General features: G+C 60.9%; 22 protein-coding genes. 12 read left to right on the top strand and 10 right to left on the bottom strand.

What is annotated here, in order from left to right; genetic code table 11:
* Positions 1 to 118: 118 nt before the first annotated feature.
* Positions 119 to 946, bottom strand: a complete 828-nt coding sequence (locus tag ACWHXT_RS03940) for a helix-turn-helix transcriptional regulator (protein ID WP_447957324.1) — start codon at positions 944 to 946, stop codon at positions 119 to 121.
* A 101-nt stretch (positions 947 to 1,047) separates the two neighbouring features.
* Between ACWHXT_RS03940 and ACWHXT_RS03935 the strand changes: the two genes are divergently transcribed.
* Both ACWHXT_RS03935 and ACWHXT_RS03930 read left to right on the top strand, forming a co-directional pair.
* Positions 1,048 to 2,211 carry an MFS transporter gene (locus tag ACWHXT_RS03935; RefSeq protein ID WP_447957323.1) on the top strand — a complete coding sequence of 388 codons (1,164 nt, stop codon included), beginning with the start codon at positions 1,048 to 1,050 and terminating at the stop codon, positions 2,209 to 2,211.
* Between the two features lie 267 nt (positions 2,212 to 2,478).
* Entirely contained in the window at positions 2,479 to 2,685 is a 207-nt protein-coding gene (locus tag ACWHXT_RS03930; protein ID WP_447527937.1) for a cold-shock protein, read from the top strand.
* Positions 2,686 to 2,820: 135 nt separating this feature from the next.
* On the opposite strand, the gene ACWHXT_RS03925 is transcribed toward ACWHXT_RS03930, so the two are convergent.
* Positions 2,821 to 3,669 carry a putative RNA methyltransferase gene (locus ACWHXT_RS03925; RefSeq protein ID WP_447957322.1) on the bottom strand — a complete coding sequence of 283 codons (849 nt, stop codon included), beginning with the start codon at positions 3,667 to 3,669 and terminating at the stop codon, positions 2,821 to 2,823.
* 37 nt (positions 3,670 to 3,706) lie between these two features.
* Positions 3,707 to 4,651 carry a DMT family transporter gene (locus ACWHXT_RS03920; RefSeq protein ID WP_447957321.1) on the bottom strand — a complete coding sequence of 315 codons (945 nt, stop codon included), beginning with the start codon at positions 4,649 to 4,651 and terminating at the stop codon, positions 3,707 to 3,709.
* 97 nt (positions 4,652 to 4,748) lie between these two features.
* On the opposite strand from ACWHXT_RS03920, the gene ACWHXT_RS03915 reads away from it, so the two are divergent.
* On the top strand, positions 4,749 to 5,684 hold the full coding sequence (locus ACWHXT_RS03915; RefSeq protein WP_447957320.1) for a LysR substrate-binding domain-containing protein: 936 nt from the start codon (positions 4,749 to 4,751) through the stop codon (positions 5,682 to 5,684).
* A 17-nt stretch (positions 5,685 to 5,701) separates the two neighbouring features.
* Here ACWHXT_RS03915 and ACWHXT_RS03910 read toward each other — a convergent pair whose 3' ends face one another.
* The gene (locus tag ACWHXT_RS03910; RefSeq protein ID WP_447957319.1) at positions 5,702 to 6,433 is read right to left on the bottom strand and encodes an XRE family transcriptional regulator; all 732 of its coding nucleotides are present in this window, start codon (positions 6,431 to 6,433) and stop codon (positions 5,702 to 5,704) included.
* A gap of 132 nt (positions 6,434 to 6,565) precedes the next feature.
* On the opposite strand from ACWHXT_RS03910, the gene ACWHXT_RS03905 reads away from it, so the two are divergent.
* Both ACWHXT_RS03905 and ACWHXT_RS03900 read left to right on the top strand, forming a co-directional pair.
* On the top strand, positions 6,566 to 9,721 hold the full coding sequence (locus tag ACWHXT_RS03905; protein ID WP_447957318.1) for an MFS transporter: 3,156 nt from the start codon (positions 6,566 to 6,568) through the stop codon (positions 9,719 to 9,721).
* Between the two features lie 137 nt (positions 9,722 to 9,858).
* Positions 9,859 to 10,458 carry a nitroreductase family protein gene (locus ACWHXT_RS03900; RefSeq protein ID WP_447957317.1) on the top strand — a complete coding sequence of 200 codons (600 nt, stop codon included), beginning with the start codon at positions 9,859 to 9,861 and terminating at the stop codon, positions 10,456 to 10,458.
* Positions 10,459 to 10,537: 79 nt separating this feature from the next.
* On the opposite strand, the gene ACWHXT_RS03895 is transcribed toward ACWHXT_RS03900, so the two are convergent.
* Positions 10,538 to 12,271, bottom strand: a complete 1,734-nt coding sequence (locus ACWHXT_RS03895) for a mechanosensitive ion channel family protein (RefSeq protein ID WP_447957316.1) — start codon at positions 12,269 to 12,271, stop codon at positions 10,538 to 10,540.
* A gap of 177 nt (positions 12,272 to 12,448) precedes the next feature.
* Positions 12,449 to 14,185, bottom strand: coding sequence for a mechanosensitive ion channel family protein (locus ACWHXT_RS03890; RefSeq protein WP_447957315.1), 1,737 nt, complete (start codon positions 14,183 to 14,185; stop codon positions 12,449 to 12,451).
* A 261-nt stretch (positions 14,186 to 14,446) separates the two neighbouring features.
* Here ACWHXT_RS03890 and ACWHXT_RS03885 point away from each other — a divergent pair, with 261 nt between their 5' ends.
* The 5 genes from ACWHXT_RS03885 (at position 14,447) to msrQ (ending at position 19,416) form a co-directional block, all read left to right on the top strand.
* Positions 14,447 to 14,665, top strand: coding sequence for a DUF1656 domain-containing protein (locus ACWHXT_RS03885; RefSeq protein WP_447928168.1), 219 nt, complete (start codon positions 14,447 to 14,449; stop codon positions 14,663 to 14,665).
* Positions 14,665 to 15,531, top strand: a complete 867-nt coding sequence (locus ACWHXT_RS03880; RefSeq protein WP_447957314.1) for an efflux RND transporter periplasmic adaptor subunit — start codon at positions 14,665 to 14,667, stop codon at positions 15,529 to 15,531. The genes ACWHXT_RS03885 and ACWHXT_RS03880 overlap by 1 nt, the downstream gene beginning before the upstream one ends.
* 4 nt (positions 15,532 to 15,535) lie before the next feature.
* Positions 15,536 to 17,605, top strand: a complete 2,070-nt coding sequence (locus tag ACWHXT_RS03875) for an FUSC family protein (protein ID WP_447957313.1) — start codon at positions 15,536 to 15,538, stop codon at positions 17,603 to 17,605.
* A 157-nt stretch (positions 17,606 to 17,762) separates the two neighbouring features.
* On the top strand, positions 17,763 to 18,779 hold the full coding sequence (msrP, locus tag ACWHXT_RS03870; RefSeq protein ID WP_447957312.1) for a protein-methionine-sulfoxide reductase catalytic subunit MsrP: 1,017 nt from the start codon (positions 17,763 to 17,765) through the stop codon (positions 18,777 to 18,779).
* A 16-nt stretch (positions 18,780 to 18,795) separates the two neighbouring features.
* Positions 18,796 to 19,416 (top strand): protein-methionine-sulfoxide reductase heme-binding subunit MsrQ, encoded by a 621-nt coding sequence (gene msrQ / locus ACWHXT_RS03865; protein ID WP_447928164.1) that lies wholly within the window; start codon positions 18,796 to 18,798, stop codon positions 19,414 to 19,416.
* Between the two features lie 38 nt (positions 19,417 to 19,454).
* On the opposite strand, the gene ACWHXT_RS03860 is transcribed toward msrQ, so the two are convergent.
* The 3 genes from ACWHXT_RS03860 to ACWHXT_RS03850 form a co-directional block, all read right to left on the bottom strand.
* Positions 19,455 to 20,198: an ion transporter gene (locus ACWHXT_RS03860; RefSeq protein ID WP_447957311.1), complete on the bottom strand. Its 744-nt coding sequence runs from the start codon at positions 20,196 to 20,198 to the stop codon at positions 19,455 to 19,457.
* A gap of 160 nt (positions 20,199 to 20,358) precedes the next feature.
* Entirely contained in the window at positions 20,359 to 21,864 is a 1,506-nt protein-coding gene (glpK, locus tag ACWHXT_RS03855; RefSeq protein WP_447957310.1) for a glycerol kinase GlpK, read from the bottom strand.
* Positions 21,865 to 21,922: 58 nt separating this feature from the next.
* Positions 21,923 to 22,645 (bottom strand): MIP/aquaporin family protein, encoded by a 723-nt coding sequence (locus ACWHXT_RS03850; RefSeq protein WP_447957309.1) that lies wholly within the window; start codon positions 22,643 to 22,645, stop codon positions 21,923 to 21,925.
* A gap of 502 nt (positions 22,646 to 23,147) precedes the next feature.
* Between ACWHXT_RS03850 and ACWHXT_RS03845 the strand changes: the two genes are divergently transcribed.
* Complete coding sequence (locus tag ACWHXT_RS03845; RefSeq protein ID WP_447957308.1) at positions 23,148 to 23,579, top strand: DUF2231 domain-containing protein; 432 nt, start codon at positions 23,148 to 23,150, stop codon at positions 23,577 to 23,579.
* Entirely contained in the window at positions 23,576 to 25,015 is a 1,440-nt protein-coding gene (locus tag ACWHXT_RS03840; RefSeq protein WP_447957307.1) for a PQQ-dependent sugar dehydrogenase, read from the top strand. The genes ACWHXT_RS03845 and ACWHXT_RS03840 overlap by 4 nt, the downstream gene beginning before the upstream one ends.
* A gap of 78 nt (positions 25,016 to 25,093) precedes the next feature.
* On the opposite strand, the gene ACWHXT_RS03835 is transcribed toward ACWHXT_RS03840, so the two are convergent.
* Positions 25,094 to 26,269, bottom strand: a complete 1,176-nt coding sequence (locus ACWHXT_RS03835; RefSeq protein ID WP_447957306.1) for a mandelate racemase/muconate lactonizing enzyme family protein — start codon at positions 26,267 to 26,269, stop codon at positions 25,094 to 25,096.
* Positions 26,270 to 26,281: the final 12 nt, after the last annotated feature.

The following is a 26,281-nucleotide window of genomic DNA, read 5'->3' as shown; positions in this document are numbered from 1 at the left end:
AGTGTTTGGGTGGTTGCCCAGCCAAATGCCGCCTTATATGGCGTTCGCCTACGCCCAACACAACCCTGCCCGCCCCGTTAGCGGCCCACGGCCTGGCAGCGAGTATAGACACTATCGGCTAACGCGCCGTTAGCCAATCATCCAGCGCGGGATCCTGCGCCGCGTAATACACCAGGCGCAGGTGGCGGTCTTCGTCGATCGTCAGCGAAATGTGATCAACGTCCACCGCCCCAAGAGGTGCTACCTGCAGGTGGCGCACGCCCAGGCAAGGCCCGTGGATATCCTGACCTGGCCACAAGGCCCTGAAATCCGCATCCACCTGCTCGAGCGTTTCGACCAGCGCGTTGATCGCCGGGTCCTTTGGCGCACGGGCCATGTCGCGCTTGAAGCTGGCAAGCATTTGGCGCGCCTGGTCCTGCCAGGGGCAGAAAAGTGCGCGTACCGCGGCATCGGTAAACAGCAGCCAGAGAAGATTACGTTCAGGCCCCGCGTGGCGCGAAAAGCCAAACAGCGCATCGGCGGCCGGGTTATAGGCCAGCACGTCCCAGCGCAGGTTGAGCACGTAGGCCGGGCGATGGGTTAAATCCTCCAGCAAGCGGTGCACTAAAGGCGGCACCTGACACCAGGTTTTGCCGGGCTCAGAGGGCAGGCGCTGGTGGGCCAGTAAAAAAAGATGGCGCCGCTCGGTCGCATCGAGCTTGAAAATACGCGCCAGCCGCTCGAGAAAATCGCTCGAGGCGCGGATATCGCGCCCCTGCTCCAGCCAGGTATACCAGGTCAATCCCACGCCAGCAAGGGCTGCGACTTCCTCCCGGCGAAGCCCGGGCGTGCGTCGCCGCGCCCCGCTCGGCAAGCCTACGTCCTGCGGGGTTATCTGCTCGCGGCGGCTCTTGAGAAACTCGCCAAGTTCCGGATGGCGGCGTTGTAGCGAACGGGTCTGGGCCACGCTGTTGCCTTTAGTAATAGTATAAAGGGTTAAATTGTACCCCTTTAAAGAGCTCGCCAAAATAGCCCCGTTCAAGACCACCGCGCTATATGGAGAGCTCAATGACCCCCTCTTATCGACTATCCCTTTACCTGATCGCCCTGGGCGCGTTTGCCCTGGGCATGGCTTCTTACGTGACGGCGGGGCTGATACCGCTGATCACCCAAGCGTTTGACGTATCAGACGCGGCAGCCGCACAGCTGGTGACCGCCTTTACCCTGGCCTACGGGTTAGGCTCGCCGCTGGTGGTGGCGCTGCTACCCGGGCGCTGGCAGCGCGAAGGGCTGGTTAGCGCACTGGCCGTTTTTGCGCTGGCCAATGCACTAAGCGCGCTGGCCGAAAGCTTTACCGCACTACTGGTATGGCGGGGCGTTGCCGGCGCGGCGGCCGGGGTTTATCTGGCGATGGGGATCGCGGCGGTAGCGGCGCTTGCACCCGACACACAGCGCGGCAAGGCGATTGCCGTGATCATGGGCGGCATGGCAAGCGGCACGGTGCTGGGTGTGCCGCTAAGTCTTGTACTGGCAAGCCAGTTGGGATGGCAGTTCGCGCTCTGGCTCATCACCGCACTCGGCGCCATCGCCTGGGCCGGGCTCTATTTCAAGCTACCCACACTTGCGACCCCGAACGCCGTCTCGCTCGTGCGCAAACTCGCCCTTTTGAAACACCCCACCACCCTGGCCATTCTGGCTGTTTCGCTGATGGCGGCGACGGCGAGCCTTGGTATGTATACGTTTATCGCGCCCTTTTTGGCCGCCCCCGCCTTTGGCGAAGTCTCCTCCATTACGCTCTATCTTTGGGTATGGGGTTTGGGGGGCATCGCTGGCAGCTTTCTGGTGGGGCCGCTGGCCGACAAGTACCGCGAGGCCAACGTCACACTGGTGATCATGCTGCTTTTAGCAACCGCGCTTTTGGCGTTTCCCCTTGCGGCCTCGCAGCACCCCTGGCTTGCCCTGGCCCCCATCGCGTTATGGGGCGCAGTGGGCTGGGCGCTACAGGTACCGCAGAACAATCAGCTCATGACGGTAAGAGAGGCCACCGGTGACGCCAACCTCGCGGTGGCGCTCAACGAATCGGCCCTGTACCTGGGAAGTGCTATCGGGGCGGCGCTTGGCGGGCTGCTACTCTCCCATGCGCTACCGCTTTGGCTACTGGCGGTAAGCGCCGCCGCTTTCGCCGGGGCGGGCGCGCTATTGCAGCTGTTCGTTCGCCGCCGCACGGCTTGAATCGTGCGGTTTGACGGGGCCGAACAGGCATAAACCGAGCGGCGCGAGACGAAGTTTCACAGCGGGGATTATAAAATATTTGCAGAAAGGCTTTGACGCATCGGTCGAATCATGACACTGTGTCGTCAGTTGGTTAGCAAGCAGCATGGTTTCAGAAGCGTACGATCTTTTCGGCAGCCTGATAGTGTATTCCTTGTTTCACCCGCTACTTCCTCTGGGTAATACCAGGAACTTTACGACAGCGCATTTGCGCGAAAGGATTTAAAAATGGCAACTGGCACAGTTAAATGGTTTAACGACACTAAAGGTTTCGGTTTCATCGCTCCTTCTGACGGTGGCGACGACCTTTTTGCACACTTCTCCGAAATTCAAGCCGACGGCTTCAAAACCCTGCAAGAAGGCGCTAGCGTCTCTTTCGACGTTACCCAGGGTAAGAAAGGCCTTCAGGCTTCTAACATCAAGCAGACTTCTTAATCGTTTAGATTAACTGCTTGAGCGGATTTCGATCCGCCCCCTCAAGGCCCGCTTATGCGGGCCTTGTTGCGTTTGGGGATACCCCAATGCTGTCTAAAAAGCCGTAAGCGCGTACTTTTCAGACAGCATCGATTCTCAGCCTTCCTTTACCCACTTGATCACCCGCACATCGACCGTGACGGTAAGCGTCTCTAACGCCTGTGCCCGCGTACGCCCTTCCACGCTCGCGCGGTAAAGATGCGGGGTCATGGTCAGCAGGTCGCCAATCATACTTTGATCTTCGAGCGTCACCGAATAGCGAATCGACTCGACGCCGCGGGCGCTGAATCCGGCCGGCGTGTCAGGCTCGCCTTCGCGCTCGGGCTTGAGACGCGGGTAGATAATATCGCGTAGCTCGCGAAGATGATCCGGCCCCGCTTCCACCTGCAGCCATACCCCGCCGGGTACCAGCACGCGCGAAAACTCCGGGGCTACGGGAAAGCCGAACATGCACAACAGCCGGTCGATGGTGCCGTCCTGCAGCGGCAGGTTCGCGTTACTCCCCACCAGCCAGCAGCTTTTATCATCGCCCCGGCTCTGTTTGGCTGCTTGAAGCACCGCCCACTTGGAAATATCGAGGCCGACCCGCTCGAGCGCTACCTTGCCGGCCGAGCCCGCCAGCGCGCGCAGGTAGTAGCCTTCGCCGCAGCCGGCGTCCAGGCAGCGCAGCGACTCGTTAGACACGCCCTCGAACACCGCCGCGCTCACCGCATCGGCAATACCCTGATAATACCCCGCCCTTAGAAAACGCTGGCGCGCCGCCACCATGGCCTTGCTGTCGCCGGGGTCGGTGGAGCGCTTTTGCTGTACTGGAAGCAGGTTCACGTGGCCCTGTTTGGCGATATCGAAACTGTGCCCCGCCGGGCAGCGCAGAGCGCCCTCATGGCGGGTGAGCGGGTGGCCATCGAGCGGGCAGGCCAGCGATTCGAACGGGGTGGTTAACATGAAGGCTCTTGAAGGCAGAACGTCGAGGGCGGCATAGTCAACCAGGCGAGCGCATGACCAGCACGATGCCCAGCAAAATGACGCCGCCCCCCAACAGGAAATGGATACTCAGCGTTTCATCGAGCAGTAGCGTACCAAAAACCACCCCAAAAAGCGGCGCCAGAAACGAGAAGATACCCAGCTGCGATGCCCGGTAACGGCGCAGCAGCGAAAACCACAGCAGCAGCGCCGCCAACGAGATGATCAGCGTCTGAAAGCCAAGGCTCCATAGCGCCATCGAGGTCCATCGAGCGCTGGTCAACTGCCCCGAGAGCGCCGCGACGGGTAACAACAGCAGCGCCGTGACGCCGAGTTGATAGCTCAAGGTCAACTCCGCCGGGGCCTCGGACAGTGAACTCTTGCGAATGACGACCGTGGTCGCCGCCCAGCAAAACCCGGCCAATAGACCCAGCATATCGCCGAGTAGCACCTCGAGGCCCAGACCCTGCCCAAGCCCCGGCGCCAGGGCGATCACCATGCCTAAAAAGGCCAGCCCTACGCCCCACCACTGGCGCACGCCGAGTTGCTCGCCGGGCACCCAGGCGTGCAACCCCAACGCGGCGAAAATAGGCGCCGTATAAAGAAACACCGACATATGCGAGGCAAGCGTGTAATCGAGCCCCCAGGCCAGGAAAGCGAATTCGCCGGTAAAGCCTAGCCCCACCAGCACACCGGGGCGCCAATGGCGGCAAAACGCCCGGCCTTGCACGCCCTTCCAGTACGCAAACGCAACCACCAGCAGTGCCGCCCCGGAACAGCGCAGCGCAATTTGCGCCAGGGGTGATATATCCTCAGCCACGCCTTTAATGGCGACCTGCTGAAATCCCAGCACCACGCAAAAAACCAGCATGAGCGAGGCCGCCACGCCACCGACGCGACGGCGCTCCAGGGGCTTATGGCGCGTGTAATCGTTTGAGTCATCAACCACTTTCTGGCGGCTCATACGGCGTCTCCCTTACAATGAAGGCGCCATTGCAGCAAGAAGCGTTACCCTCTACAAACGATTAGTTGTCAGGCCTGGACTCAGGAAAACTCATGCCATGAGAGTCGAGAGATTACCCCTCAATGCCCTGCGCGCCTTTAACGAGGCCGCCCGGGAGCAGAGTTTCAAGCGCGCGGCGGACAAGCTCGGCGTGACACCCGGCGCCGTTAGCCGCCAGGTCAAGCAGCTCGAGCAGCGCTTGGGCGTCGTACTGTTCGAACGCCATGCCAGCGGCATCAAAGTGAACCAGGCGGGGCAACGGCTAGCTCAGGAGGTGCAGGCAGGGCTTTCGCGCATTGCCGGCGGTGTCGAGCAGATCACTCAGCCCGCCGGTGGCGCCTTCGAGCTTTTGATCAGCGCGCCTCCGTCGCTTTTGCAGCTTTGGCTGCTGCCGCGCCTGCCGGCGTTCGAGGCCCGCCAGCAGCAGGTCAACGTATCGCTGGACGCCGATGCGCGCCAAACCGAGCCCATGTGGCTTCCCAACCGGGCTCGGCTAGCCTTGCGCTACGGCCAGGCGCCCTGGTCCGGGGTGGAAAGCACCCACCTTTTCAAGGATGTGCTCTTTCCGGTTTGCTCCCCCGGGCTTCTTGCCCAACACCACATCGAAACACCCGAAGACCTGCTGGCGCAGACCCTTTTGACGGTTGAATGGCAAACGTTCGCCGATAGCCCCATTCCCGGGTGGCACGACTGGTTTCAACAGGCGGGGGTAACGCAGCCGCCAATCTCCCGGCAGCGCCACTACTCTCTCTACAGCCTGGCGCTGGATCAGGCGATTGCGGGTCAGGGCGTCGTGCTGGCAAGCTATCCGCTCATCAAGGACCGCTTGAAAAGCGGCGTACTGGTGCGCCCTTTCCAGGCGCGCTACCCGCTCACCTCGCGCCTCTCCTACTCCCTGATACGGCCAGCGAGTGGCGAGCCGCCACCCGCGGTGGCCCAATTTTGCGAGTGGCTCCTTGCCCAGGCCGCCCTGCTTGAGACACCGACGCCTTGACCCTGGCCCATTGCGACCTAGCGGGCGTAGTGCTGAAACAAGCCGTGCTGCCACTGGCGCACCGCCAGCACCGAGGTCGTACCAAAGCGCTGGGTGATGGGCAGCGCCTGCTCGCGCTCGCACAGCGCGTGAAACTCCTTGGCCAAACGCTGCATGATTTGCTGCCATTCGCTGTTGCCCGCCCGGGAAAGCAGCCCGTTGAGCACCAAAAGCTTTTCGCTTTCGCTGTTAAAGCGCGAGCGAAAGAACTCGTTGGCGATATGCTGCTGAAAAAACTGCTGGATCGGCCCGTTCGGGCGCCAGTGAAAGTGCGGCGCAACCCGGCGTTTGATGCGATTGCCCGGCAGCAGCTCGATCACCCCCAGCCGCTCCAGGCTCAAAAGATGGCGGGTACACTGCGCTTCGCTTAGCTGGTACTGGCGGTGTATATCGGTAAAGCTATAGCCGTTGAGCACGCACACCGCGACCAAAAAGAGCTCCTGGTCGTCGGCGATACACTGCTCCTGGGCGTGACTCAGCGCCTGCAAGCGGTGGGTCTCCGCCTGCATGGTCTGGACCAGCTCGCTGAATTCGAGCGTCAGGTGCTCACAGATACACTCGAGCCGCGCCAGGGTGATATGGCGCTCGGCGAACAGCCGTTTGACCGACGCCTCGCTAAGCGAAAGCCACCCGGCGACATCGGCATAGGTTTTCCCCTGGGCGCGCAACTCACGCTTCAAGGCGTCGATCAACGAGGCGGTTTGTGACATGACGGGCTCTCCTTAAGTATCTTATAACGATACTTAAGCGCGCACATAACGCAACCCGGGGTTAAAAGGTTGCGTAATACGCACCTATAAAGGACAGTTCGATGACTTCGAGACGACAAGGCTGATTTTCCCATGCAACGTGTACTGCAAACAAAAAATGCCTGGCCCTACCTGGTCGCGATTTTTCTCAACGCTTTTGTCGATCTTGGTCACAAGATCGTCATCCAGAATACGCTGTTCAAAAGCTTTGAGGGCACCACCCAAATTGCCCTGACCGCGCTGGTGAATGGCTTGATTCTATTGCCGTTCATTCTGCTCTTCACCCCGGCCGGTCACGCGGCGAACGCCTTTCCCAAAGTGCGGGTGCTGCGCCTCTCGGCCTGGGGGGCGGTGGCCGTATCATTAGGGATTACCGCCGCCTACTACGCCGGGCTTTTCTGGCTGGCGTTTGCCATGACGCTCTTACTGGCCATTCAGTCCGCGTTTTACTCGCCGGCCAAGTATGGCCTGATCAAAGGGCTTTTCGGCAAGCAGCGCCTGGCCGAAGCCAACGGCGTGGTCCAGGCGATCACCATCACGGCGATTCTAACCGGTACCGTGGCGTTTACGGCGCTGTTCGAGCGGTGGGCCAGCGCCAGCGCCAACCCGGGGCAGATGCTCACCAGCGTTGCCCCGCTTGGCTGGCTTTTGGTGGTCAATAGCGTGATCCAGGCGCTGCTGCTCTACCGCCTGCCGCTGGACTCACCGGCCAAGCCAGCCACCGAAGACGAGACCCAGCGCCCCATGGGCGGGCGCACCCGCTGGCGCAACCTGAAGGTCGTGGCCCGCCAGCCGGTACTTCGCCTCTCGATCATTGGACTCGCCACGTTCTGGTCGGTCGGCCAGGTACTGCTTGCCGCGTTTCCCGCCTACGCCAAGGGCGCGCTGGATATCGACAACACTCTGGTACTGCAGGGCATATTGGCCGCCAGCGGCGTGGGGATCGCGCTGGGCTCGATGCTGGCCAGCCGTTTTTCGCGCAACCGTATCGAAACCGGGCTGATTCCGGTGGGCGCGCTTGGCGTGGCGCTGGGCCTTGGCTGCCTGCCGCTACTGTCTACGCCGCTGAGCCAAGCGCTCAACTTCGTATTTATCGGCACCATGGGCGGGCTTTTTATCGTGCCGCTGAACGCGCTGATCCAGTTTCACGCCAACGAGCGCGAGCTTGGCACCGTGCTGGCCGCCAACAACTGGTTTCAAAACCTGGCCATGCTGGGCTTTTTGATCATTACCGCACTGATGGCACTGGCCGGGTTCGATAGCCGCTACCTGCTGCTACTGATTGCCGCCGTAGCGCTTTTGGGCGGCGCCTATACCGTGGTGAAACTGCCCCAGAGCCTGGTACGCTTCGTGTTGAGTTTTTTGCTCACTCGCCACTACCGCGTGCGGGTTCAGGGGCTGGAGAACATGCCCTCCCAGGGCGGCGTACTGCTGCTGGGTAACCATATCAGCTGGGTGGACTGGGCGATCGTTCAGATCGCCTCCCCCCGCCCGGTGCGCTTTGTGATGCTTAAAAGCGTGTACGAACTCTGGTACCTGCGCGGCTTTTTGAAAGCACTGGGTTGCATTCCGATCGAGCGCGGCGAAAACGCCAGCAAGTCGCTGGAGCGCGTTGCCGAGCAGCTCAATGCCGGCGAGGTCGTCTGCCTTTTTCCGGAAGGTGCTATTAGCCGCACCGGCCAGCTGGGCGAGTTTCGTCGCGGCTATCAGCGTGCCTGCGAAATGGCCAACCCGGACGTCAAAATCGTGCCATTTTACCTGCGCGGGCTATGGGGCAGCCAATTCTCACGCTCATCAAAAAAGCTGAAAACCTTGCGAAGCGCCCCCCTCCACCGCTCGGTGATCGTCGCCTTCGGCGAGGGGCTTTCAAAGGATACCCCCGCGGATGTGCTCAAACGGCGCATTTTCGATCAGGCAACCCGCTCCTGGCAGCACGCCGTGGAGGAGTTCGCCACCCTGCCCGAAGCCTGGATTCAAAGCGTCAAGCGCCGCCCGGGCGAACTAGCCCTGACCGACACCGCGCGCCGCACGCTGACCGCCGCCCAGGCACTGGGTGAAAGCGCGATGCTCGCCAGGCGATTAAAAAAGCGGGCCTCGGCAGCACCGTTAGGGCTTTTACTACCCAGCAGCAATGAGGGCGTGCTGGCCACCATGGCCGCGCTGATGGCGAATAAAACCGCTGTCCACCTCGACGCCGCGGCGGATCAACAGGCACTGGCCCGCCAGCTTGCCCAGGCGGGTATCACCACGGTCGTCACCTCCCGCGCGTTTGCCGGGCAGCTTGCCCAGCGCGGGCGCCCGATAACAGCGCTATTGGCCGACACCGACATCGTCTATTTGGAGGATCTAAAAGCCGGCCGGGGCGAGCGCACGCTCACCTGGCTTGGCATACGCCTGCTGCCCACCGGCGTGCTGCGTCGTTTACTCAGCCGCGCACACCGCCCGGACGCCACGGCGGTGATCGTCTTCAAATTAGAGCGCACCGGCGCGCTCAAGGGCGTGCAGCTGAGCCACCGTAACCTGATGGCCAACGTGGGCCAGATCTCCGATGCGCTCAATACCGAGCACAACGACGTCATGATGGCGCCTTTGCCGCCGCATCAGGCCTACGGCTTGACCGCGACGCAGTTACTCGCGCTGGTGGAAGGATTGCCACTGGTGTGCCACCCGGACCCGGAAGACGCCGTCGGCATCGCCAAAGCCGTGGCCAAACACCAGGCGACGATTCTTTGCACCAACGCCGCCTTTTTGCAAAGGCTTACCCAAAGCGACGATGTGCATCCGCTCATGCTGGACAGCCTGCGCCTGGTGGTGGCGGGCGGCGACACCGTTAGCCCCGAGCTGCGCGACGCTTTCGAGCGCAAATTTCGCAAGCTGATTCTGGAAGGCTACGGCGTAACGGAAACGGCGCCAGTGGCCACGGTCAACCTGCCCGACGCGCTGGATACCAACTACCTGCAGGTACAGCGCGGCGCCAAGGTAGGCAGCGTCGGCATGCCGCTGCCCGGCACCAGTATCAAGATCGTCGACGCCGAGAGCCTCGAAGAGAAGGCCACCCGGGAAACCGGCACCATACTCATCAGCGGCCCCCAGGTCATGCAAGGCTACCTGAACGACGAAGCCGGCACCGCCCGGGCGTTTCACGAACAGGGCGGCCACACCTGGCTTGTCACCGGGGACAGCGGCTACCTGGACGAAGACGGTTTCTTGACGCTTGCAGAGCCGAGCGGCTCTTCGCCTTCAACATGAGCCGTGGGTGGATAAATACTTTTCTTCACTTGTGGGAAAGACATTTCCCCATGGATTGCTCAGCAGCACTGAACTAGATTAATGTATTCTAATTTGGGCGCCGCCCATCGATCATCGGCAATACAAGGAGAGGTTGAATGGCCAACTCTGCTATTAGCGTTTTTGAAAACCGCCGTAGCCAGTACGTTATTGGTAAGGATATTCCGCTCGGCCAAGAGGAGACGGCCGCGCTGATCCAGCAAGCGGTGAAGTTGGCGCCGTCGTCGTTCAACTCGCAAAGCTCGCGGGCGGTGATTCTGTTCAATGAGCAGCACGACCGGTTCTGGGACATCGTCATGGATACTCTGCGCGAAATGGTGCCGCCGGAGTCCTTTGCGCCGACCGAGGAGAAGGTCAACCGTTTTGCCGCGGGCGCCGGTACGGTGCTGTTTTTCGAAGAGCAGGACGTAATCAAGAACCTGCAGGAGAAGTTTTCGCTTTACGCCGACAACTTCCCGGTCTGGTCGGAGCACTCGACCGGTATCGCCCAGTTCGCGGTCTGGACGGCGCTGTCTGAAGCCAACATCGGTGCGAGCCTGCAACACTACAACCCGATCATCGACGATGCGGTCGCCAAAGAGTGGGATCTTCCCGCCACCTGGAAGCTTCGCGCGCAGATGCCGTTTGGCTCTCACGAAGCGCCCTTCGGTGAGAAAGACTTCATGGACGACAGCGAGCGTTTCCGCGTTTTCTCCTAAACACCCCCCCACCACTAACGCAAGGGGCGCTATATCATTAGCGCCCCTTGCGTTTTCATGGGTCTTAATCGATTTACTGTTAATCGTTTTGCTGTTTAGGGGTGGAGGTAGCCGTAACGGTTTTATGCATTTTGGTACCTTCTCCTCGCGCGATGTCTTCGTGGCTTAGCACCACGATTTCACGAGGCCACCACTCGGGGTAGTGATCGCGCAGGTAAATCACCATTTTCTCGCGCAGCTCGTTTTCCGCCTTCCAGCCGGAGAACGGGTCGACGGCCACAAAGTAACCGGTGACGGTTTGCTGTGAGCCCTGCTGCGCGGTCATATAGAAATAGAGATTGTGGTGCTCGATGACCTTATCGTTGTCTTTGGCGAACGTATAAAACTGCTGTCTCAACACTTCGACATCCGCGTTGATATGCAGACTCATATCGACCGAGCGATAGTTTTTGGCGTTCTTGACCGATAAGTTCTCGAACGGCTTTGAGATAAAATAGGTGACCGGCACGATCAGACGCCGCTCGTTCCATATCCGCAGCCGAATGTAGGTAAAGTAAATACCCTCCACGTAACACCAGTGGCCTTCGAACATGACCAAATCGCCGATACGAATAGGCTTGGCCAAAGAAAGCTGCAGTGAGGAAAGAATGTTGCCCAGCACCGCTTGGCCCGCAATACCCACCAGCACCGCTAGTACGCTGGCCGAGGCCAGAATCGACAGCCCCAGGGTCTCGAACAGCTGAATCTGGCTAAGTACGTAGACGACCACCACGGTGACGGTGAGCAAAATGATGATGCGACGAATCGCGTAGAGCGTGGTCAACAGCCGGCGATCGTCACGGGGTTTGGTGTTATCGATCTCGCCCACCAGTTTGCGCGCCATGCGCAACATGAGGGTATCCACCAGGCGCAGTGCGATCGTGCCCATTCCCCAGGCCATCACGATGATCAGCAGTATGCGAAACGTAGCGGTCGCAATGGCCGAAAACGAAACGACGTAGTTCAACAACGTTTGAGTGACCAGCGCCAACGCAATCAGCGTGACCGGGCCCTGGATCTGGCCAACAAAAATGCTCACGCTACCGGCGGACAGGTAACGCGACAGTTGCCCGATCAAAGCGTGCACGCTCCACCCCAGTAAGATGATCAGCACCAAAAAAATGGGAATGGCGATCCACTCCCAGACCATCAAGGGACCCATAGGGGTCTGGTAACGCTCGGGCAGGTGCGATTCCAGCCATGAAGGCCCATACTCGTCGAACAGCAAAGCAATGGAAGTAATGCTTTCAGGCATGATCAGCCACACGGGGTCCTGACCTTCAACGTAGTAACGCCCCATGCGTATGTCGTAGGTTTCCCCGCCGGCCTCAAGGGCAGTGAGCTTGATGTTCCGACGCGGCTGGCCCGCCATCGGGTCTTCCTCGGCGGTGCTTTCGATCACCGCATCCTGGCGAGCCGACAGACTGGAGGCGGCGATCAAGTCACCGCGCTTTAGCACCTCAGCGAGCTGCCTTGCGAGCTCTTCCCCCCGAGCGGGCTGCGCATCAGGGTCTATAGCAGAGAGGTTGAGAATATGCGCCGCCGCCTGATAACGGCCTTCATTGGTGAGTTCCATAAAACTGCGTATTGCTTCACGCGGGGTGACACGCACCACGTCTTCAGGAACCTCCCCAAGGCCAGCATTCAGTGCGTCCTGGGTAAACCAAAGCCTGTCACGACTGCCTTGATACTCACTTTGCGCAAAGCCTGGGCCGGCCAATAAAAAGGCGAGCAGCCCGACGACCCATACGGGCCACACGATCATCTTCTTCATGCGCTTTTCCATTTAATGTAGGGTCAACGCGTTATCGCAAGCGTCATTGAAGCCAAAAAACCCCATGCCCTCGTGTTCAGTTTACTCATGTCATACAGCACGATACACGCTTTAAAAGGCGCGTATATTGAAAAGCCCCGCTCACTGGCGGGGCTTTTTTGCACGGCCAGACGGCCTTTAATCGCTACTACTCTCTTTGGGGCTGGAGGTAGCCATGATGGTTTTCTGCATTTTGGCACCTTCGCCTTTTGCGATGTCTTCGTGACTGAGCACCATGATATCCCGGGGCCACCATTCGGGATGTTCATCGCGCATGAAGGTCAGCATTTTTTCACGAAGGTTCACCTCCGCGTACCAGCCGGCCAACGGCTCGGAGGTGACGAAATAGCACGTCAGTGTTTGCTGCGGGCCGTTCTGGGCCGTCACCGCGCACATGAGGCGGTGATGTTCGACGATATTCTCTTCTTGCTCCGCGTACGTCATGAATTTCTTGCGCAGGGTGTCGATATTGGCGCTGATATGTAGCGTCAATTCGAAGTAGCGGTAGAGCTTGGAGCTTTTCACCGACAGGTTCTCGAACGGCTTGGAAACGAAGTAGGTGACCGGCACGACCAGGCGCCGCTCGTCCCACACCCGTAGGCGAATGTGGGTGTAGAAGATGCCTTCGACGTAGCTCCACTGCCCTTCGAACATGATCAGGTCGCCGATGCGAATGGGCTTGGCCAGCGACAGCTGAAACGAGGAGAGAATATTGCCCAGGACCGCTTGGCCGGCGATACCCACCAGTACGGCGAGTACACTGGCAGAGGCAAGAATCGACAGCCCCAGGGTTTCGAAGAGCTGGATCTGGCTGATCACATAAATGGACGTCCCGACCACGGTCAACAAAATGATCGCCCGGCGCAGGGCGTAAAGCGAGGTCAGAAAACGCCGCTCGTCCCGGGACTTGGTATCGTCTATTTCGCCGACCAGCCGTTTGGCCATGCTCAAAAGGATCGTATCCACCAGGCGCAGCGCAATGGAGCCAAGCCCCCAGGCGATGACCATGACCAGCATCACCCGGAAACTGGTCGTTGCCATGGCCGAAAACGACACCACGTAGTCCAGCAACACCTGGATAATGAAGGCCATGGCCAACAGCGCGATCGGTAGTTTGATACGCAGGAAGAAAATGGTGACGCCGCCCGAGGGCATTAGCTTTGACGTCAGCTCGATGAGCTTATATAGCCCCCACCCCAGCGCGCCGATCAGTACCAGAAATAGCGGGATGGCGATCCATTCCCAGAGCATCAACGGGCCCAGAGAAACCTTTAAGCGCTCGGGCAGTTGCTCTTCGAGCCAGGAAGGGCCGTAGGCGTCGTAAAGTATCGAAATAGAGGCAACGCTTTCCGGCATGACCAGCCAGGCGGGCTCCTGGTCCTCGACATGATAGCGGCCCATGCGGATATCGTAGATCTCGCCGCCGGTCTCCAGGGCGGTGAGTTCGATATCCCGGCGCGGCTCGCCCGCCAGCGGGTTCTCGCCGGTGGTGCTTTCGATCACCGCATCCTGGCGGGCAGGCAGGTTGGAAGCGGTCAGCCAGTCGCCGCGCTTCAATACCTGGGAAAGCTGCATGGCAAGCTCTGCGCCGCGTTCTTGCTGCTCACCGGGGTCGATATTCGAAAGATTGAGAATGTGCGCCGCCGCCGCGTAGTCTTCCTCGTCGGTGAGCTTTAAAAAACTTCTGATCGCCTCGCGCGGGGTAACGCGGGATACGTCCTCGGGCAGCTCGCCAAGGCCTGAGTTAAGCTCTTCTGCGCTAAACCAAAGCCCCTCTTCGCTATTCTCCTGTTGGGCTTGTGCCGCACTCGAGCCAATCAATAAAAAGGCCAACAGCCCCAACACCCAGAGCGGCCAAGAGATACGTCGTTTCATGCAGTTGTCCATTGATAACGTTGGTCGAGCGAGAATGCAGCCACTAGCGGCAGCGTTTAAAACGGTGACGAACGGCGGCGGGCCGCCTGCTATCCTTGCATGAGCGCGCGCCGGGTTCGAGGCGGCGCAGAGCTTAACGTACCCGCAGGTTAGCGCGACAACATGAGTTAACCGCTACACTGCATCGTTTAAAGCGGGTCATACCAACACCAGGCGCGCCCTGGCTGCCCCCTAAAACAGGTCGATACTAAAAAGGACACTATGGGTCTTCAAGAATTCGCCCTTGGCGGGATTTATATTAGCCCACTGCTTGTGTATGCGCTGCTGGGTTTTATCCTGACGCTACTTTTACGGACGCTTTTGCACGTCACGCTCTCCACCCGCGCACTTTGGTTCGAAGCGTGGTTCGACGTATCGCTGTTCGTTATTATCACGGCGCTTATCGCGTTCATATTCACCGTTTTACTCGAGACTGCCTGATGCGCTCTTCGCTTCGCATACTGCTTACGCTTGTCATGGTGGGGCTGGCCATTGCCGCCGGCACCTGGCTTTGGCGCTACTATCTTTACACGCCCTGGACCCGCGATGGCCGGGTTCACGCCGACGTGATCACCATCTCGCCGGACGTCTCCGGCTGGGTGCGCTCGCTCAGCGTGACCGACACCGACTACGTAAGCCAGGATGACCCCCTCTTTCAAATCGACCAGGCGCGCTACCAGGCAGCGCTAGACCAGGCCCGGGCCGAAGTCGCCCACCGCCAGGCCACCCTCGAACTCAACCGTGCCGAGGCCAACCGGCGTAACCAGCTGGGTAACAGCCGGGCGATCAGCGAGGAGAATCAGCAGATCGCCCAGATCAACTCCCAGGTCGCGGCGGCGGATTTGGAACAGGCCCAGGCGGCACTGGCCAGCGCCGAGCTGGATCTCGAGCGCGCCAACGTCACCGCGCCGGCCAGCGGCCACGTGCTCAACGTTCAGTTCAGCGCGGGCAATTTCGTCAATCGCGGTACGCCGATCATGGCGCTGATTCGCGAGAACTCTTACTACGTGGTGGGCTACTTCGAAGAGACCAAGATGAGTACGATCCGCGTTGGCGACCCGGCGGTGATCACGCTGATGCAGGGCGATACCCGTATCCAGGGCCGGGTCGCGGGCATCGGCCGCGGCATCGCCGATTCCAACACCACGCTCAATGCCCAGCTTCTCCCCCAGGTCGCGCCCACGTTCAACTGGGTGCGCCTTGCCCAACGCATTCCGGTGCGTATTGCCCTGGAGGACGTTCCCGACGAAACACTTTTGAGCGTGGGCATGACCGCTACCGTGCGTATCCGCCAGGATAACGAGTAGCCCCATGCCGCCGCTTGTCAAAACCTACCTGATGCCCGAGATGTCGGCGGTCAAGTTCGCCATCAAGGCGACCCTTGCGATGATGCTGGCGCTCTATATCGCCCTGGCTTTGGATCTCGAGCGCCCCTACTGGGCGCTGATTTCTGCCGCCTTCTTACAGGTGCGCCCGATGAGCGGCATGGTGATCGAGAAAGGCATCTGCCAGCTGGGCGGCACCTTTATCGGGGTGGTGGCGGGTATCGTGATCATGGCGTTTTTTGCCCAGGCCCGGGTGCCCGCGCTCATTTCGCTGACCCTTTGGATTGCGCTGTGCACCTACGTCGGCTCGCTTTGGCGCAACAACTACACCTACGGCTGCCTGATGGCCGCCGTGACCGCCATGCTGATCGTGGTGATCGCCGGCGGCAGTACCCCGGCGGGTATTTTCAACGTGGCGATGGCCAGGCTCACCGAGCTTGGCCTGGGCGCCATCTGCGCGACGCTGGTCAGCTCGCTTTTATGGCCCTCGCGGGTGGGCGGCCACCTAGCGCAGCAGGCGGATACGGTCATCAACAGCGCGTTTTCTCACGCGGCCCTGCGCCTGGAGGCAAGCGACGACCGCGACGCCATGCTCAAAGCGATGCGCGAGAGCCTGGGGGCGCTGACCATGCTCGAAACCGACAGCCAGGCAGCGCGCTTCGAAGGCCCGGAAGGCCCCGGGCGTATTCGCGCCTCCCACGTGCTTACGCGGCGTACGCTGCGCTTTTTGGCAAGCCTCTACGCTTTGCATCAGCTGCTTTTCGAACACACCCAACGGCTCGACCCCACGAGCGTGGCCATTGCCCACGAGCTCGCCCAGGGGTTTCGCGACGCCGAGGACGTCAATGGGGTGGCCAACGCCCGCAAACACCTGCAAGGGCTGCGCGCCCGGGTACACGAAAACGATGAAACGCAGGCCCACCCACTCAGCCCGCTGGACCGCCGCCTGCGCCTGGGCCTGCGCGAAGTACTGGGCCACGCGATGATCATGCTGGACGCCCGCGAGGCGATCGCCGCACCCGGCGCCTATACGTTGAAGGCGGGCCCGCTTGCTTGGCACCGCGACCGCGTGGCCGCCGCCATCAATGGGTTGCGCTCCGGGCTTGTGTTCGCCGGGCTCGCCACGTTCTGGATCGTCACGGCCTGGGACAGCGCCATGGTCGCCATGATGCTGGGCACGCTCTTCTCGGCGTTTTTCGCTACCCGAGACAACCCGGTGACGGTCACCGTGATGTTCTATAAGGGCATGCTCGCCGCCATTCCCAGCGCGTTCATTTTTGGCCACGTGCTGCTCGCCCAGGTGCACGACTTCCCGCTGATGGCCGTGGTCTTTGGCACACCGCTGTTTTTAGGGCTGCTGGGGGCGACCAACCCGGCCACCATGGGCTACTGTCTGGCGTTCACCATTTTCAATATTCTGCTCACCATGCCGGGCAACGATATGGATTTTTCCTTCGATAGCTTTGCCAACCGCGCGGTGGCGGCCATCATCGGGCTGACCACGGTGGTCACCGCCTTTCGCCTGCTGCCGGGGCTTGGCACGCGGCTTCGCCGGCGGCGCCTGATCCGCGCGATCTCCCGCGATATCCACGGCCTGCAGCGGCGCTCGATCACCCAAAGCGAAACCCGCTTTAGCGGCCATATGGCCGACCGGCTTTTACAGCTGGCCCAGCACGACGACATGCTCGCCCAGGAGCAGCGCCACCTTTTCATCCTGGGGCTTACCGGGCTCGATATCGGCACGGCCACCCTGCGCCTGCGCCACCGTTTCGACAACACCCCTCATTTGGCCATTCAACACGCGCACCAAACGCTGCTGCGCGCCCTCGCCCAGGGGTTCGAACAGAGCGCCCGGGGCCACGCGCCGCAAGGCATCCTCGAGGCGGGCCAGCAGCTCGATAAGGCACTGAGCAACCACGACGAAGAAAGTGGCGCCCACCGCGAGCTTTTAACCGGGCTGGTCGAACGCCTGGCGCTGTCCCTCGACCGCCTGGCCGACACCATGGCGAGCCAGCCCGGCCATCGCCCAAGCGCCGGCGCCGCGGCGGCGGGTTAGGCCGCTGGCACCGGGCGTTATCAACGAACTTTTCGCTTGGCCGCCTATCGAAGCACCGTTGACTAAAAGGGTTAGACAACCCGGCTAGAAGCATAAAAACTGAACAGAACGCGCCCTGGGGTACGACGCCCTAAAGGCTAGCGTCAGGGAGATACCGATGCTGATCAAAATCGCCAAACCCGGTGACCTGCACGAATCCGACGTCACGCCCGAATCCGTCTACCTGGACCGGCGCCGCTTTTTAGGCGGCGTGGTGGGCCTGGGCGCGGGTCTTGCGCTTTCGGGGAACGTCAAGGCAAGCGAAGACTACGCCGATGTGCCAAGCGGGGAGGCACCGGCCTGGCTCGATCAAAAAATCGCCCAGACCGAGTGGCGCGCCGTCACGCCCCAGGACCCGGACAAGGACGCGCTGGCCCCCTTTGACGACGCCAGCGGCTACAACAACTTTTACGAGTTCGGCACCGGCAAGAGCGACCCGGCCAAGCGCGCGGGGAGCCTTCAAACCGAGCCCTGGAGCGTGGTGGTCGACGGCGAGGTCAACAACGGCGGGCGCTTTACGCTGGAAGATATCGCCAGCCCCTCCCGGTTCGAAGAGCGCATCTACCGGCTGCGCTGCGTCGAGGCGTGGTCGATGGTCATTCCCTGGCTGGGCATTCCGCTTGCCGATGTGATCCGCCGGGCCGACCCCACCAGCAAGGCCAAATACGTGCGCTTCGAAACCCTGGTCGACCCGGAACAGATGCCCGGGCAGCGCTCCTCCTTTGCGCTGATCGACTGGCCCTACGTGGAAGGGCTACGCCTGGACGAAGCCATGCACCCGCTGGCGATGCTCGCACTCGGCATGTACGGCCGTGAGCTACCCAACCAGAACGGCGCGCCGCTGCGCCTGGTGGTGCCCTGGAAATACGGCTTCAAGAGCATCAAGTCGATCGTGCGGATTTCGCTGGTCGAAGAGCAGCCGGTCAACTCCTGGCAGTTGCTGGCCCCCAACGAGTACGGCTTCTACGCCAACGTGAACCCCCAGGTCGACCACCCGCGCTGGAGTCAGGCCACCGAACGGCGTCTGCCCAACAGCCTGTTCAGCCCGAACAACATCGATACGCGCATGTTCAACGGCTACGAAGACGAGGTTGCCAATCTCTACGCCGGGATGGATTTAAGGACCAACTATTAAGGGCGGGGCGCGCTTCATGGCGGGACAAGGCAAATGGCGGCTTTGGCGCGGGGCGGTATTTTTAGCCGCGTTGGCGCCGCTCGTTTACTGGGGCTGGCAGGTGTATCAAAACGCGGCCGGCCCGGAGCCCGGGCGCTACCTGCTGCTCAATATCGGGATCGGCGGGCTTTGGCTAATGCTTTTGACACTTAGCCTGACGCCGCTTTCCAAACTCACCCGCTGGAAAGGCTTTGCGCTGATTCGCCGCCAGCTGGGCCTTTGGACATTGGCCTACGCCACCCTGCACCTTTGCTGCTACGCGCTGTTCATACTCGGGCTCAACTGGGCGCTTTTGGGCGCCGAGATCGTCAAACGCCCCTATATCATCGTGGGGATGCTGGCGCTCATCGGGCTTGCGCTGCTGGGGGCCACGTCTAATCGCGCCGCCATGCGCAAACTTGGCAAGCGCTGGAAAACGCTGCACAAACTCGCCTATCCGATTCTGGGTTTGATGCTACTGCACTTTTTCTGGGTGGTGCGCGCCGACATGCAGGAATGGGCCGTGTACGCCGCTATCGGTGCGCTACTGCTGGCCACCCGCCTGCCGCCCATTGCCCGGGCGCTGCCCAGGCTGCGTCAGCGCTTGAAGCGCACCTGAGTGGAGTGTGATGTCTTCCCGCCAAAGGGAAATAGCGCTTATTTTTTCCTGAACGCTTCGCTAAACGCTGCGGCTAGAATGCCCGTGGGCATGGCGATAAGCCCGATACCCGCCACCGCCGTGAGCCCGGCGAAGGATTTGCCCAGTGCGGTGACCGGCGTTACGTCACCATAGCCGACCGTGGTCAAGGTCGCGATGCTCCACCAAAGCGCCCGAGGAACGCTCCCAAAAGCCTCTGGCTGCACATCGGCCTCTACCACATAGAGGCAGCACGAAGAGAACAGCAGCAAAAGCCCGGCGACGCCTGCACTTAGCCACAGCTCGTAGGCACGCGTTTTCAACGCCTCGGCAAGCGACGACCAGGCCTGACTAAAGCGTCCCAAACGCGCCAAGCGTAGCATGCGCACCAGCCGTAGAAGGCGCAGCAAAAACGCGTTGTCGTGATGCATGAAGCCGATGAAAAAAGGCAAAATAGCCACAAGATCGAGCAGCGCCCAAAACGAAAAAATATAGCGAAGCCGCCCCCTCACGCCGCGATAGCGCGGATTTTCGCCTACCGCGTAAAGCCGCACCAGATACTCGACGGTGAATAGCACGACAAACAGCATCTCCAGCGCGGTAAAAAGCGGCGACGCCGGGTCGCGTAACGTCGACTCGGTTTCCAAAATGGCCGTCAGCGAGGCGAGTAGAATGAGTAGGCAGATCACCCGGTTAACGCCGGAAAGCCCTAACTGCGGGCGCGCCTCCGGTGCTAACTGACGATAAAGCTCGGCTCTTGTCATGCGTCGTCTCTTTAGGCTATCGGGTTAGGCTATCGGGCGTTTCTCAGAATACTACGCCGAACATCCGCTTACACTACCTTCGCCGTTTGGAATGCGGATATGAAAAAGCCTCTGGACGAACCAGAGGCTTTTTGGGTCAAATCGTGTTTAAACCCGCGACTCAGGACTCGACGTGAAACGCCATGGTGGCGTTGACCGCCTGTTTCCAGCCGGCGTAGAGCGCATCGCGTTTTTCCGCCTTCATTTCCGGGGTAAAGCGGCGCTCGATGGCCCACTGCTCGGAGATCTCTTCGCGAGACGCCCAGAACCCGACGGCCAAACCGGCCAGGTACGCAGCGCCCAGCGCAGTGGTTTCGTTCACCTCGCAGCGCAGTACGTCCACGCCCAGCATGTCGGCCTGGAATTGAGCGAGGAAGTCGTTACCGATCGCCCCGCCGTCGGCGCGCAGCTCGCTCAGGTCGAGCCCGGCGTCGGCCTGCATGGCTTTGAGTACGTCGGTGCTTTGATAGGCCAGCGACTCGACCGCCGCGCGGATGAAGTGCTCTTTTTGGGTACCCCGGGAGAGTCCGAACATGGCGCCGCGCACGTTGGAGTTCCAGTACGGTGCGCCCAGGCCGGTAAACGCAGGCACCATATAAACGCCGTCGTTATCCTTGGCACGGGTGGCGTAGGCTTCCGAATCCGAGGCCTTGCCCAGCATGCGCATACCATCGCGCAGCCACTGAATGACCGAGCCCGCCACGAACACACTGCCTTCCAGGGCGTACTCCAGGGTGCCGTCCACTTCCCAGGCGACGGTAGTCAGAAGGCCGTTCTTGGAGGGCGTGGCGGTGGTGCCGGTGTTCATCAGCGTAAAGCAACCGGTGCCGTAGGTGTTCTTGGCCATACCCGGCTCGAAACAGGCCTGACCGAACAGCGCCGCGTTCTGGTCGCCGGCGATACCGGCAATGGGGATCTCCTGGCCCACCAGGTACTTCGGTTGAATCTGACCGTACACTTCGCTGGAGGATTTTACTTCCGGCATCATCGAGGCCGGCACGCCGAAGAGCTCCAGAAGCTCCGGGTCCCACTGGCGATCGCGAATATTGAACAGCATGGTGCGCGAGGCGTTGCTGACGTCGGTGACATGCACCTTGCCGCCAGTCAAATTCCACACGAGCCAGGAGTCGATCGTGCCGAAGAGCAGCTCGCCCTTCTCGGCTTTCTCCTTGACGCCCGTTACGTTATCGAAAATCCACTTGAGCTTGGTGGCAGAGAAATAGGCGTCGATCACCAGGCCCGTTTTCTCGCGAATCATGTCGGCGTGGCCGGCCTCGAGAAGCTCGTCGCAGATTTCGGCGGAGTGGCGCGACTGCCAAACGATGGCGTTGTGCACCGGCTGGCCGGTATTTTTGTCCCACACCACGGTGGTTTCGCGCTGGTTGGTGATACCGATGGACGCGATTTCCGTGACGTCCACGCCGCTTTGGTTGATCACCTCGGTCAGCGTGGTGAGCACGCTGGTCATGATCTCCCGCGGGCAGTGCTCGACCCAGCCGGGTTTGGTAAAGATCTGCTCGAACTCGTGCTGGGCCATGCTGGCAACGCGGCCTTCATGATCAAATAGCATTGCCCGAGAGCTGGTGGTGCCTTGATCGATCGCGAGAACGTATTTTTTCTGGCTCATGAAATGCCTCTCAAGCGTTGGCGTTTAAGTAAGAAAGTAACGGTAAAGTGTAAACGAATTAGTAAACGTGAGCGGCCAGCCCGGCAAGCGAGGCGCCGATCAATGGCCCGAGGACCGGAACCCAGGCATAGGCCCAATTGCTGCCCTGCTTGTGTTTGATGGGAAGTAGCGCGTGGGCGATGCGCGGGCCCAGATCCCGTGCCGGGTTGATCGCGTAGCCGGTGGGGCCCCCAAGCGAGGCACCAATCGAAACCACCAGCAGCGCCACGGCAAGCGGCCCAAGTCCGGACGGCGTGTTACCGAACATGATAATGACAAAGATCAGCACGAAGGTACCGATAATCTCGGTGACCAGGTTCCACCCCAACGCGGGGATCGCCGGGCCCGTGGAGAACGTCGCCAAAATAGCCGGGGCCTGTTCGGTGGCATCATAATGCTTTTTGTAAGCCAAATAGCACACGAGCGCGCCCAAAAAGGCGCCGATCACTTCCGAGATCAGGTAGGCCAGGGTGGTCATCGCGGTCACGGGAATGCCTGGCGCGTACTCGCTGGCCGGGCTCATCAATAAACCGATCGTGACCGCCGGGTTGATATGCGCCCCAGTATCGAAGGCCACGTACACCGCGCAAAACACCGCCAGCCCCCAACCGAAAAAGATAACGATGCTATCGCTTCCGCTGCCATTGGTGCCCTTGAGCAGCACATTGGCCACGACCCCGCAGCCCAGAAGCGTCAGGATGGCCGTGCCGGCGATTTCGTGTAGAAAAATGGTTGCAAACATCGTTGTCCAACTTTTGGGTTTATTACTTCTTTTGGGTTTATTGCTTCACCCGCCCTGCCCGCGCGGTGCACTTGGAAGCCGCGGTATTTTCAATTCCGAAAATACCATGTTCTTTTTGGCATCCTATCGGGGGCATTGGAAAAAACAATACAAAAATCCGAAAACGCCGGCTAATTTGGCTTATAAATTTGATTATAAACGATTTTCTTTTATGTTAGACATTAGTTGATTACGCCGTTCGGTGAGCGCTAAAAGAAGGCTGCGAATTTTCATAAAAACGCATTTTTGTCAATTATCGAAAAAATAGCCGCCGCCGCACGCTTTTACCAGGGCCCGGCTGGCTCGTTAAAAGAGCGTGACGACAAGGAAAGCTTTCTAAGCCCGCTAAACGTCTCCTATACTCAGCCTGGCGGCTCATAGAGCGCCAAACCATTAGCCCGTCTGGAACGCGGTCTTCCCAAGCGGCAACCGCATCGGGTCATTCATCAAGGAGGAGCGCACCATGCAGGCACCTGCACACCCTACTTACCGTAGCGGGATCCACCCGCTTCACGCCGTACTGCTGGCCGGTATGCTACCGCTTTTTCTGGGGGCGGCGCTCACCGACTACGCCTACTCGTCGAGCTACCATATTCAGTGGGCAACCTTTGCCTCCTGGCTGATCGCAGGAGGGCTGATATTTAACGGCTTCGCGATTCTCGCCGCTTTGATCGGCTTGTTTCGCGCCGACCACCGCACGACGCACTCCTTTCTTTACCTGGCGCTTTTGGTCGTGACCTGGGCGCTGGGCCTGGTTAACGCGCTCGTCCACGCCAGGGATGCCTGGGCGATGATGCCCACCGGGCTCGTGCTATCGGTGGTAATCACCCTGCTGAGCCTGGTAGCGATTTTTTTGGGTTTTACCCGTACGCGCGCTGTTGGAGTAGCCTCATGAATGTCTTTCGTCTCAAATATTTAACCCCGCTTTCCGCGCTTATAGTGGCCACCGGCGTCAACGCCGCCGACGTCGAACAGCCCTATGGCCCCAACCCGACCCTGCCCGAGCCCGAGCGTGGCTTGCTGCCGGACATGACCGTGCCCGAGCCCGCCGAATGGGGCGATGCCAAGCCCACCGTGCCCGAGGGCTATACGATTACCGCCATCGGCACCGATCTGATGGTGCCGCGCCAAACCATCGTGCTGCCTAACGGGGATATCCTGGTGGCGGAAGGTAGCGGCGGTAACGCCCCGCAGCTCAAGCCCAAGGACGTCATCGCCGGCTACATCAAGGACCAGGGCAACACCTCGGTCGAAAGCGGCGACCGCCTGACGATCTTGCGCCCCAACGGCGACGGCACCTACGAGCAGTCCATCTTTGCCGAAGACCTCAACGCGCCTTACGGGCTCGCCCTTATCGACGATGGCCTGTTCGTGGCCAACCAGGATGCGCTGGTACGTTTCGATTACGAAGAGGGCCAGCTCGAGGCCGAGGGCGCCCCGGAAGTGATTGCCCAACTGCCCGCCGAGATCAACCACCACTGGACCAAGGCGATGGTCGCCAGCGCCGACGGCGAGTACCTCTACGTGGGCATCGGCTCGAACAGCAACATCACCGAGCGCGGGATGGACGCCGAGGTCAACCGGGCCGAGGTGTGGGAGATCGACGCCGAGACCGGGGCGCACCGCCCCTACGCCACGGGCCTGCGAAACCCCACCGACTTCGCCATTCAACCGGAGACCGACCAGCTCTGGGCCGTGGTCAACGAGCGTGACGAGCTGGGCCCGGATCTCGTGCCGGACTACCTCACCTCGGTGCAGGAAGGCGGCTTTTACGGCTGGCCCTACAGCTACTGGGGCCAGCACGTCGACCCGCGCGTGCAGCCGCAAAGGCAGGATTTGGTCGACGCCGCTATCGCCCCGGACTACAGCCTGAGCTCCCACGTCGCCCCCTTGGGGGTCGCCTTCTCGATTCCCGAGGTAGGCGATGACTACGCCGACGGCGTGTTCGTTGGCGAACACGGCAGCTGGAACCGCACCGACCCGGTCGGCTACAAGGTGGTGTTCATCCCCTTCGAGAACGGCAGCCCCGCCGGTGACCCGGTCGATTTCGCCAGCGGCTTTTTGACCGAAGACGGCAACGCTCTTGGTCGCCCTGTCGGCGTTACCGTGGCCCCGGATGGCGCGGTCATCGTCGCCGATGACCTGACCAACGTGGTATGGCGGATTACGCCGGACAACCCGCCAGTGACCGCCTCGGAACAGAGCGCTGACGAGCCGTCGGTTACTGAGGAAGACGAAGACGCCTCGGAGCAAACGCTACAAGACGCCCCGGAAGCGGACGCCCAGGCACCCGACGAGCAAGATCCCGACGCGGACACGTCCGAGTCATAAGCCCTTTGCCCGGCGAGCCATGCTCGCCGGGCATCCCTGCCTTTCCCCTCTGTTTCCCCCTCTGCTTTCCCTTCCCCTTTAGATATCGAGCTTCAGCGCCTTGAGCCGGTCTTCATCGATCGCGATGCCAAGCCCGGGTGCGGTGGGCAGCGCCAGCTGACCGTGATCCAGGCTTAACGGCGTTGTCAGCAGCGCTTCACGCAGTGGGTTATTGGCCGAGACATCGAACTCGACCCAGGTCGGCGTATGCGTGCGCTCCGGATGCGGATGCGGCGCCAGCGCGGCGGCAAAGTGCGCTGCCGCCATGATGCCTACCGCACTGCCCCATACGTGGGGGGAAATTCTCAAACCGTTTAGCTGCGCCATATCCGCAATGCGCAGCGCCTCGACATACCCACCGCACAGGTTGAGATCCGGCATCAGCACGTCGACCCCGCCGGTGGCGGCCAGCTCGCGGAATTCGACCGCGTTGACCGAGGCCTCCCCGGCGGCAATGCGCCCGTGACGGCGCAAGGCCAGGCGCCGAAACCCGGGCAGGTCCTCCGGTGCGACCGGCTCCTCGATCCAGTAAGGGCGCAGCGGCGCCAATGCCTCGATCGACTCAAGCGCAATATCCGCCGTGTAGGCGCCGTTGATATCGGCCATGATGGCCACGTCGTCGCCAAGAATCCGCCGCGCGCTCTGCATCCGCTCGAGATCGCTTTTGATGCCGTGGCCGATTTTGATCTTGTAGCCGTCAAACTGCCCCGCCACACGCTCGAGCTGAGCTTCAAGGGGCAGCGCCGCGGGTTCGTGAAAGTAGCCTCCCGAGGCGTAGACCTGTACCGCCGCCTGCTCTTCGCCGCCCAGCAGCCGGTAAACCGGCAGGCCCAAAAGCTTGCCCAGGCCATCGTGAAGCGCGATATCCAGCCCGCTGACGGCAGCGGCCAGCTGGCTTTGCGCGCGTACGTGGTAAAGCACGTTGGTCATGCGCCGCCAGATGACCCGGTGGTCGAAGGCGCTTTGGCCGACGTAAGCCTCGCGGAGAATATCCAGGTAGGCAAGCGTGGTTTTGGGCGGCCCATAGCATTCGCCGATCCCCAGGATACCGGCGGAAAAACGCACGAACACCAGCGTGGCCATACGGGCATGACCGATTTCCCGGGCGCTGCCGTAGCCACCGTTCGCCGGTAGAAAGCTTGCGATAGGCACCATGTCGATGGCCTCGATCCGCGCATCCTGAGCGATCGAGGCGTTGTGTTGAGGTTGGTTCATGCAGATGACTCC

It is taken from the genome of Vreelandella halophytica (assembly GCF_968193635.1).
Note: the sequence above shows the minus strand (reverse complement) of the source record. Positions and strands in the feature narration are given on the sequence as shown.

Bases quoted from the DNA above. Each gene is read 5' to 3' on its own strand.
- ACWHXT_RS03915 (WP_447957320.1), top strand. From the start codon at position 4,749: ATGAGAGTCGAGAGATTACCCCTCAATGCCCTGCGCGCCTTTAACGAG.
- ACWHXT_RS03885 (WP_447928168.1), top strand. From the start codon at position 14,447: ATGGGTCTTCAAGAATTCGCCCTTGGCGGGATTTATATTAGCCCACTG.
- ACWHXT_RS03930 (WP_447527937.1), top strand. From the start codon at position 2,479: ATGGCAACTGGCACAGTTAAATGGTTTAACGACACTAAAGGTTTCGGT.
- glpK (WP_447957310.1), bottom strand. From the start codon at position 21,864: ATGAGCCAGAAAAAATACGTTCTCGCGATCGATCAAGGCACCACCAGC.
- ACWHXT_RS03835 (WP_447957306.1), bottom strand. From the start codon at position 26,269: ATGAACCAACCTCAACACAACGCCTCGATCGCTCAGGATGCGCGGATC.
- ACWHXT_RS03880 (WP_447957314.1), top strand. From the start codon at position 14,665: ATGCGCTCTTCGCTTCGCATACTGCTTACGCTTGTCATGGTGGGGCTG.
- ACWHXT_RS03935 (WP_447957323.1), top strand. From the start codon at position 1,048: ATGACCCCCTCTTATCGACTATCCCTTTACCTGATCGCCCTGGGCGCG.
- ACWHXT_RS03900 (WP_447957317.1), top strand. From the start codon at position 9,859: ATGGCCAACTCTGCTATTAGCGTTTTTGAAAACCGCCGTAGCCAGTAC.
- ACWHXT_RS03840 (WP_447957307.1), top strand. From the start codon at position 23,576: ATGAATGTCTTTCGTCTCAAATATTTAACCCCGCTTTCCGCGCTTATA.
- ACWHXT_RS03895 (WP_447957316.1), bottom strand. From the start codon at position 12,271: ATGAAGAAGATGATCGTGTGGCCCGTATGGGTCGTCGGGCTGCTCGCC.
- ACWHXT_RS03845 (WP_447957308.1), top strand. From the start codon at position 23,148: ATGCAGGCACCTGCACACCCTACTTACCGTAGCGGGATCCACCCGCTT.
- ACWHXT_RS03850 (WP_447957309.1), bottom strand. From the start codon at position 22,645: ATGTTTGCAACCATTTTTCTACACGAAATCGCCGGCACGGCCATCCTG.
- msrQ (WP_447928164.1), top strand. From the start codon at position 18,796: ATGGCGGGACAAGGCAAATGGCGGCTTTGGCGCGGGGCGGTATTTTTA.
- ACWHXT_RS03925 (WP_447957322.1), bottom strand. From the start codon at position 3,669: ATGTTAACCACCCCGTTCGAATCGCTGGCCTGCCCGCTCGATGGCCAC.
- msrP (WP_447957312.1), top strand. From the start codon at position 17,763: ATGCTGATCAAAATCGCCAAACCCGGTGACCTGCACGAATCCGACGTC.
- ACWHXT_RS03890 (WP_447957315.1), bottom strand. From the start codon at position 14,185: ATGAAACGACGTATCTCTTGGCCGCTCTGGGTGTTGGGGCTGTTGGCC.
- ACWHXT_RS03905 (WP_447957318.1), top strand. From the start codon at position 6,566: ATGCAACGTGTACTGCAAACAAAAAATGCCTGGCCCTACCTGGTCGCG.
- ACWHXT_RS03920 (WP_447957321.1), bottom strand. From the start codon at position 4,651: ATGAGCCGCCAGAAAGTGGTTGATGACTCAAACGATTACACGCGCCAT.
- ACWHXT_RS03910 (WP_447957319.1), bottom strand. From the start codon at position 6,433: ATGTCACAAACCGCCTCGTTGATCGACGCCTTGAAGCGTGAGTTGCGC.
- ACWHXT_RS03875 (WP_447957313.1), top strand. From the start codon at position 15,536: ATGCCGCCGCTTGTCAAAACCTACCTGATGCCCGAGATGTCGGCGGTC.
- ACWHXT_RS03860 (WP_447957311.1), bottom strand. From the start codon at position 20,198: ATGACAAGAGCCGAGCTTTATCGTCAGTTAGCACCGGAGGCGCGCCCG.